Source organism: Enterobacter sp. TCD1-1, assembly GCF_020567405.1.
In the GTDB taxonomy this organism is placed as follows: Bacteria; Pseudomonadota; Gammaproteobacteria; order Enterobacterales; family Enterobacteriaceae; genus Enterobacter; species Enterobacter quasiroggenkampii.
In genome coordinates, this window is the sequence record NZ_JAJCXF010000011.1 from 22,486 (window position 1) to 29,355 (window position 6,870).

Genomic DNA, 6,870 nt, shown 5'->3' on the forward strand with positions numbered 1-6,870 from the left:
AAAATGACCGAACTGAAGAACGATCGTTATCTGCGTGCGCTGCTGCGACAGCCCGTTGATGTCACCCCGGTGTGGATGATGCGCCAGGCGGGACGCTATCTGCCAGAATACAAAGCCACGCGCGCGCAGGCGGGCGATTTTATGTCGCTGTGCAAAAACGCCGAGCTGGCCTGTGAAGTGACGCTCCAGCCGCTGCGCCGCTTCCCGCTGGATGCGGCGATCCTCTTCTCGGATATTCTCACCATTCCGGATGCCATGGGCCTTGGCCTGTACTTTGAAACGGGTGAAGGCCCGCGTTTCACTTCTCCGATTAAAAGCAAAGCCGACGTGGACAAGCTGCCGATCCCCGATCCGGAAGGCGAGCTGGGCTACGTGATGAATGCCGTGCGCACCATTCGCCGCGAGCTGAAAGGTGAAGTGCCGCTGATTGGCTTCTCCGGCAGCCCGTGGACGCTGGCGACCTATATGGTTGAAGGGGGCAGCAGCAAAGCCTTCACCCTGATTAAAAAGATGATGTACGCCGAGCCGCTGGCCCTGCATGCGCTGCTCGACAAGCTGGCGAAGAGCGTCACGCTCTATCTGAACGCGCAGATTAAAGCCGGTGCGCAGTCGGTGATGATTTTCGACACCTGGGGCGGCGTGCTGACCGGCCGCGATTATCAGCAGTTCTCCCTGTACTACATGCATAAAATCGTCGACGGCCTGCTGCGTGAAAACGAAGGTCGCCGCGTGCCGGTGACGCTGTTCACCAAAGGTGGCGGCCAGTGGCTGGAAGCGATGGCGGCCACCGGCTGCGACGCGCTGGGTCTCGACTGGACCACCGATATTGCCGATGCCCGCCGCCGCGTGGGCGACAAAGTGGCGCTGCAGGGCAATATGGACCCGTCCATGCTTTATGCGCCGCCTGCCCGCATTGAAGAAGAAGTGTCGACTATACTGTCTGGTTTCGGCCAGGGGGAAGGCCACGTCTTTAACCTCGGCCACGGTATTCATCAGGATGTACCGCCAGAGCACGCAGGCGTATTTGTGGAGGCGGTGCATCGGCTTTCTGCCCAGTATCACAAGTAAGGAGTCGTTATGGATCTCGCGTCGCTACGCGCTCAACAAATCGAACTGGCCTCATCGGTGATCCGCGAGGATCGTCTGGATAAGGATCCTCCGCAGTACATTGGCGGAGCAGACGTCGGGTTCGAGCAGGGTGGGGACGTGACGCGAGCGGCGATGGTGGTACTGAAGTACCCTTCGCTCGAGCTGGTGGAGTACAAGGTCGCGCGTATTGCCACCACCATGCCCTATATTCCCGGCTTTCTCTCCTTTCGCGAATATCCCGCGCTGCTGGCAGCGTGGGAGCAGCTCTCGCAAAAACCTGACCTGCTGTTTGTCGATGGGCACGGGATCTCACACCCGCGCCGCTTAGGTGTTGCCAGCCACTTTGGGCTGCTGGTGGATGTGCCGACCATTGGCGTTGCCAAGAAACGCCTGTGCGGCGCGTTTGAGCCACTCTCCGCCGAGCCGGGTGCGCTGGCGCCGCTCATCCATAAAGGCGAGCAGCTGGCGTGGGTCTGGCGCAGTAAGGCTCGCTGTAATCCGCTGTTCATCGCCACCGGCCATCGGGTGAGCATGGACAGTGCTCTGGCGTGGGTACAGCGCTGCATGAATGGCTACCGCTTACCGGAGCCGACGCGCTGGGCTGACGCGGTGGCCTCTTCGCGTCCGGCTTTTGTTCGTTGGCAGGAAATTCAGCGATGATTCAGGTAAACTGCGCCTAATTTTCGATTCGAGAGATCATCATGCTACAAAACCCGATTCACCTGCGCCTTGAAAAGCTGGAAAGCTGGCAGCACGTCACCTTTATGGCTTGCCTGTGCGAGCGCATGTATCCCAACTATGCCGCGTTCTGCAAGCAGACGGGCTTTGGTGATGGCCATATCTACCGCCGCATTCTGGATCTGATCTGGGAAACGCTGACGGTGAAAGACGCGAAGGTGAATTTCGACTCTCAGCTCGAAAAGCTGGAAGAGGCGATTCCGGTGGCGGATGATTTTGACCTGTACGGCGTCTACCCGGCAATTGATGCCTGTGTGGCGTTAAGCGAATTGCTCCACTCCCGCCTGAGCGGTGAGACGCTGGAGCACGCTATCGAAGTCAGTAAGGCCTCTATCACTACCGTGGCGATGCTGGAAATGACCCAGGAAGGTCGCGAAATGACCGACGAAGAGCTGCGCGCAAACCCGGCCGTTGAGCAAGAATGGGATATCCAGTGGGAAATTTTCCGCCTGCTGGCAGAGTGTGAAGAACGCGATATTGAACTGATAAAAGGGCTGCGCGCGGACTTACGTGAGGCCGGTGAGAGTAATATTGGTATAATTTTTAACCAATGAGATAAGAAAACTTGAGATAACGCCCGTTTTGTCGCTCCTCGACTCTTCCCTTTCGCCCCTTGTCTGGTCTACATTTGGGGGGCGAAAAAAAGTGGCTATCGGTGCGTGTATGCAGGAGAGTGCTTTTTTGGCATTTTCGTCGCACTCGATGCTTAGCAAGCGATAAACACATTGAAAGGATAACTTATGAACAAGACTCAACTGATTGATGTAATTGCGGACAAGGCTGATCTGTCTAAAGTGCAGGCTAAAGCTGCTCTGGAATCTACCCTGGCTGCTATTACTGAGTCTCTGAAAGAAGGCGATGCTGTACAACTGGTTGGTTTCGGTACCTTCAAAGTGAACCACCGCGCTGAGCGTACTGGCCGCAACCCGCAGACCGGTAAAGAAATCAAAATCGCCGCAGCGAACGTGCCGGCATTTGTTTCTGGTAAAGCACTGAAAGACGCAGTTAAGTAAGACGCGTGGCAGTGAACAGTTTTAGCGAAGGGGCGGCAACGCCCCTTTTGTCTTTCTGGCGCGGAACGCTCGCGCTGGCAGGCATGCTGCTGCTGTCAGCCTGTAGCCACGACACCGCTTTGCCGCCGTTTACCGCCAGCGGCTACGCGGACAACCAGGGCGCGGTCAGGATCTGGCGTAAAGATTCCGGCGGCGAAGTGCATCTGCTTTCTGCCTTCAGCCCGTGGCATAGCGGCAATACGTCGACGGCGGAGTATCGCTGGCAGGGAGATGACCTGTCGCTGATTGAGCTGAACGTCTACAGCAAGACCCCCGAACACGTGAAAGTGCGTTTTGACGACCATGGCGAGCTGAGCTTTATGCAGCGCGAAGTCAGCGGTCAAAAACAGCAGCTTTCCAGCGATCAAATCGCCCTCTACCGTTACCGTGCCGAACAAATCCGCCAGACCAGCGATGCGCTTCGTCTTGGACGCGTCGTGCTGCGCCAGGGGCGCTGGCATAACGACGGGACGGTGACGACCTGCGAAGGGCAAACGGTCAAGCCTGAGCTTGAATCCTGGGCGACCGAACACATTCAACGCCGTCAGCGTCATTCATCAATGGAAGTGAGTGTGGCGTGGCTTGAGGCGCCGGAAGGTTCTCAATTGCTATTGGTGGCGAACGAAGACTTCTGCACCTGGCAGCCGACAGAGAAGAGTTTTTGAGTTCTGTGGATTAAGCCGGATGGCGCTGACGCTTATCCGGCCTACGAACGATCCCCTCTCCCCGTGGGAGAGGGTTAGGGTGAGGGCGAGGAGGAATTACTCCCCCTGCTCGCGCGCAATCGCGCGATAGCCGATATCCTGACGGCTAAAGCTACCGTTCCAGTGAATATCCGCCATCAGCGCATAGGCGCGCTTCTGCGCTTCTGCCACGGTATGGCCCAGCGCGGTTGCACACAGCACGCGGCCACCGTTGGTCAGAACGCGATCGTCCTCAGCCAGCTTCGTACCGGCGTGGAACACCTTCGCACCTTCCCTCTCTTCCAGCGGCAGACCGTGGATTTCATCTCCGGTGCTGTAGTTGCCCGGATAACCACCCGCAGCAATCACCACGCCGAGAGACGCACGCTCGTCCCACTCGGAGGTTTTTTCGTCCAGCTTGCCATCGCAGGCTGCCAGGCACAGATCCACCAGATCGGATTTCATGCGCAGCATGATTGGCTGCGTTTCCGGATCGCCAAAGCGGCAGTTGAATTCGATGACCTTAGGGTTACCCTGCTTGTCGATCATCAGACCTGCGTAAAGGAAACCGGTGTAGGTATTCCCTTCTGCTGCCATTCCCTTCACGGTAGGCCAGATGATGCGATCCATGGTGCGCTGGTGGACGTCGTCAGTCACGACCGGAGCAGGGGAGTAAGCGCCCATCCCGCCGGTATTAGGACCCGTGTCGCCATTACCCACACGCTTGTGATCCTGGCTGGTGGCCATCGGCAGAACGTGCTCGCCGTCGACCATGACGATAAAGCTCGCCTCTTCACCGTCGAGGAACTCTTCAATCACGATGCGGTGGCCCGCATCGCCAAAGGCGTTACCTGCCAGCATGTCCTGAACCGCGGCTTCGGCTTCGTCGAGCGTCATCGCGACGATCACGCCTTTACCGGCGGCCAGACCGTCGGCCTTGATAACAATCGGCGCGCCCTTCTCACGTAAGTAGGCCAGAGCAGGCTCCACTTCAGTGAAATTCTGATATTCCGCCGTCGGGATGTTATGACGCGCGAGGAAATCTTTGGTGAAGGCTTTGGAGCCTTCCAGCTGCGCGGCGCCTTCCGTTGGGCCGAAGATTTTCAGGCCCGCTGCGCGGAACGCATCCACCACGCCAATCACCAGCGGCGCTTCCGGGCCGACGATGGTCAGGTCGATTTTCTCGCTCTGGGCAAAACTCAGCAGCGCCGGAATGTCGGTCACGCCGATAGCCACGTTCTGCAGCGCGGGTTCCAGTGCGGTACCGGCGTTGCCCGGTGCCACGAAGACCGTTTTCACCAGCGGAGACTGCGCCGCTTTCCACGCCAGCGCGTGTTCGCGTCCGCCGTTACCAATCACTAATACTTTCATTTTCAGCTCCGGGAATTAATGGCGGAAGTGGCGCATGTCGGTGAAGATCATCGCGATGCCGTGTTCGTCGGCAGCGGCAATCACTTCGTCGTCGCGGATTGAACCGCCAGGCTGGATCACGCAGGTAATGCCGACAGCGGCTGCGGCGTCGATACCATCACGGAACGGGAAGAAGGCGTCAGAGGCCATGGCGGAGCCTTTGACTTCCAGACCTTCGTCACCTGCTTTAATACCCGCGATTTTCGCAGAGTAAACGCGGCTCATCTGGCCTGCGCCTATCCCGATGGTCATGTTCTCCTTGGCGTAGACGATGGCGTTGGATTTCACGAACTTCGCCACTTTCCAGCAGAACAGCGCGTCACGCAGTTCCTGTTCGGTCGGCTGACGTTTGGTCACCACGCGCAGGTCGGCTTCTGTCACCATACCCAGATCGCGATCCTGAACCAGCAGACCGCCGTTTACGCGTTTGAAGTCCAGGCCCGGCACGCGTTCTGCCCACTGGCCGCAAACCAGCACGCGCACGTTCTGTTTTGCCGCGGTGATTTTCAGCGCTTCTTCGGAGGCCGATGGCGCGATGATCACTTCAACGAACTGGCGGGAGATGATGGCCTGAGCCGTTTCCGCATCCAGCTCGCGGTTGAAGGCGATAATGCCGCCGAACGCGGAGGTCGGGTCGGTTTTGTAGGCGCGATCGTAGGCATCAAGGATTGAGGTGCTCACGGCAACGCCACATGGGTTGGCGTGCTTGACGATAACGCAGGCCGGCTCGCTGAACTCTTTCACGCATTCCAGCGCCGCGTCGGTGTCGGCAATGTTGTTATAGGAGAGGGCTTTGCCCTGCACCTGCTGGGCGGTCGCAACAGAGGCTTCTTTTACCTCTTCTTCTATATAGAAGGCCGCCTGCTGGTGGCTGTTCTCACCGTAACGCATATCCTGCTTCTTAATGAAGTTCAGGTTCAGGGTGCGCGGGAAGCGGCCGGACGGATCTTTGCTTTCACCGTGGTAAGCCGGTACCAGGCTACCGAAGTAGTTGGCGATCATGCTGTCGTACGCCGCGGTGTGTTCGAAGGCTTTGATGGCGAGATCGAAACGCGTTTCCAGGGTCAGCGACCCTTCGTTGGCGTCCATCTCATTAATAATGGTGGTGTAATCGCTGCTCTTTACCACGATGGCGACATCTTTATGGTTCTTGGCCGCAGAGCGCACCATGGTCGGGCCGCCGATATCAATGTTCTCTACAGCATCTTCCAGAGAGCAGCCTTCACGGGCAACGGTCTGGGCAAACGGGTAGAGGTTAACGACAACCATGTCGATCGGCGCGATGTCGTGCTGTTCCATAATGGCGTCGTCCTGGCCGCGACGGCCAAGAATACCGCCGTGGACTTTCGGATGCAGGGTTTTGACGCGTCCATCCATCATTTCCGGGAAACCGGTGTAATCGGACACTTCGGTTACCGGCAGACCTTTATCTGCTAACAGGCGAGCGGTTCCACCTGTGGAAAGCAGCTCCACACCGCGTGCAGAAAGTGCCTGAGCGAATTCGACGATACCGGCTTTATCAGAAACACTGAGCAGAGCGCGGCGGACTGGACGACGTTGTTGCATGGTAAATCCCCTGGATTTCACGATTACAGAGAGCGTTAGATGAATTTTCCTGTGAAAAACTCATCTAACACACCTGACGAGGCATCCTTGTTAAGCGCGAGCATTTTAACGAAAACGTTTGCGCAACGCTCGCACATTTTTACTTTTTCGTATCATTGTGGATAAGTCTGTGTGTAAAAAGGTATAAGGCGGGGTTTTGCTGTGGAATGCAGCAGTCAGTCATTTTTCTGTCATTTAGCGGTTGCGGCCTGCGGAGAACTCCCTATAATGCGCCTCCATCGACACGGCGGATGTGAATCACTTCACACAACAAGCGGTTCGGTTGAAGAGAA

Annotated in this window: 7 protein-coding genes; 5 read left to right on the top strand and 2 right to left on the bottom strand. The window is 57.4% G+C overall.

The features are described from left to right. The first annotated feature begins 3 nt into the window (after window positions 1–3). The 5 genes from hemE to LJA86_RS22105 all read left to right on the top strand — a co-directional run bounded on the left by hemE (window position 4) and on the right by LJA86_RS22105 (window position 3,544). Entirely contained in the window at window positions 4–1,068 is a 1,065-nt protein-coding gene (gene hemE, locus LJA86_RS22085; protein ID WP_024908252.1) for a uroporphyrinogen decarboxylase, read from the top strand. A gap of 9 nt (window positions 1,069–1,077) precedes the next feature. Beyond that, window positions 1,078–1,749 (top strand): deoxyribonuclease V, encoded by a 672-nt coding sequence (gene nfi, locus LJA86_RS22090; protein ID WP_069720474.1) that lies wholly within the window; start codon window positions 1,078–1,080, stop codon window positions 1,747–1,749. A 41-nt stretch (window positions 1,750–1,790) separates the two neighbouring features. Next, window positions 1,791–2,381: a YjaG family protein gene (locus tag LJA86_RS22095; protein ID WP_008503468.1), complete on the top strand. Its 591-nt coding sequence runs from the start codon at window positions 1,791–1,793 to the stop codon at window positions 2,379–2,381. Window positions 2,382–2,567: 186 nt separating this feature from the next. Next, complete coding sequence (gene hupA / locus LJA86_RS22100) at window positions 2,568–2,840, top strand: nucleoid-associated protein HU-alpha (protein ID WP_002445246.1); 273 nt, start codon at window positions 2,568–2,570, stop codon at window positions 2,838–2,840. Window positions 2,841–2,851: 11 nt separating this feature from the next. Next, entirely contained in the window at window positions 2,852–3,544 is a 693-nt protein-coding gene (locus LJA86_RS22105; RefSeq protein WP_045909513.1) for a DUF1481 domain-containing protein, read from the top strand. Between the two features lie 96 nt (window positions 3,545–3,640). Here LJA86_RS22105 and purD read toward each other — a convergent pair whose 3' ends face one another. Both purD and purH read right to left on the bottom strand, forming a co-directional pair. After that, the gene (gene purD / locus LJA86_RS22110) at window positions 3,641–4,933 is read right to left on the bottom strand and encodes a phosphoribosylamine--glycine ligase (RefSeq protein WP_045909512.1); all 1,293 of its coding nucleotides are present in this window, start codon (window positions 4,931–4,933) and stop codon (window positions 3,641–3,643) included. A 15-nt stretch (window positions 4,934–4,948) separates the two neighbouring features. Continuing rightward, on the bottom strand, window positions 4,949–6,538 hold the full coding sequence (gene purH, locus LJA86_RS22115; RefSeq protein ID WP_023616370.1) for a bifunctional phosphoribosylaminoimidazolecarboxamide formyltransferase/IMP cyclohydrolase: 1,590 nt from the start codon (window positions 6,536–6,538) through the stop codon (window positions 4,949–4,951). Between the last annotated feature and the right edge of the window lie 332 nt (window positions 6,539–6,870).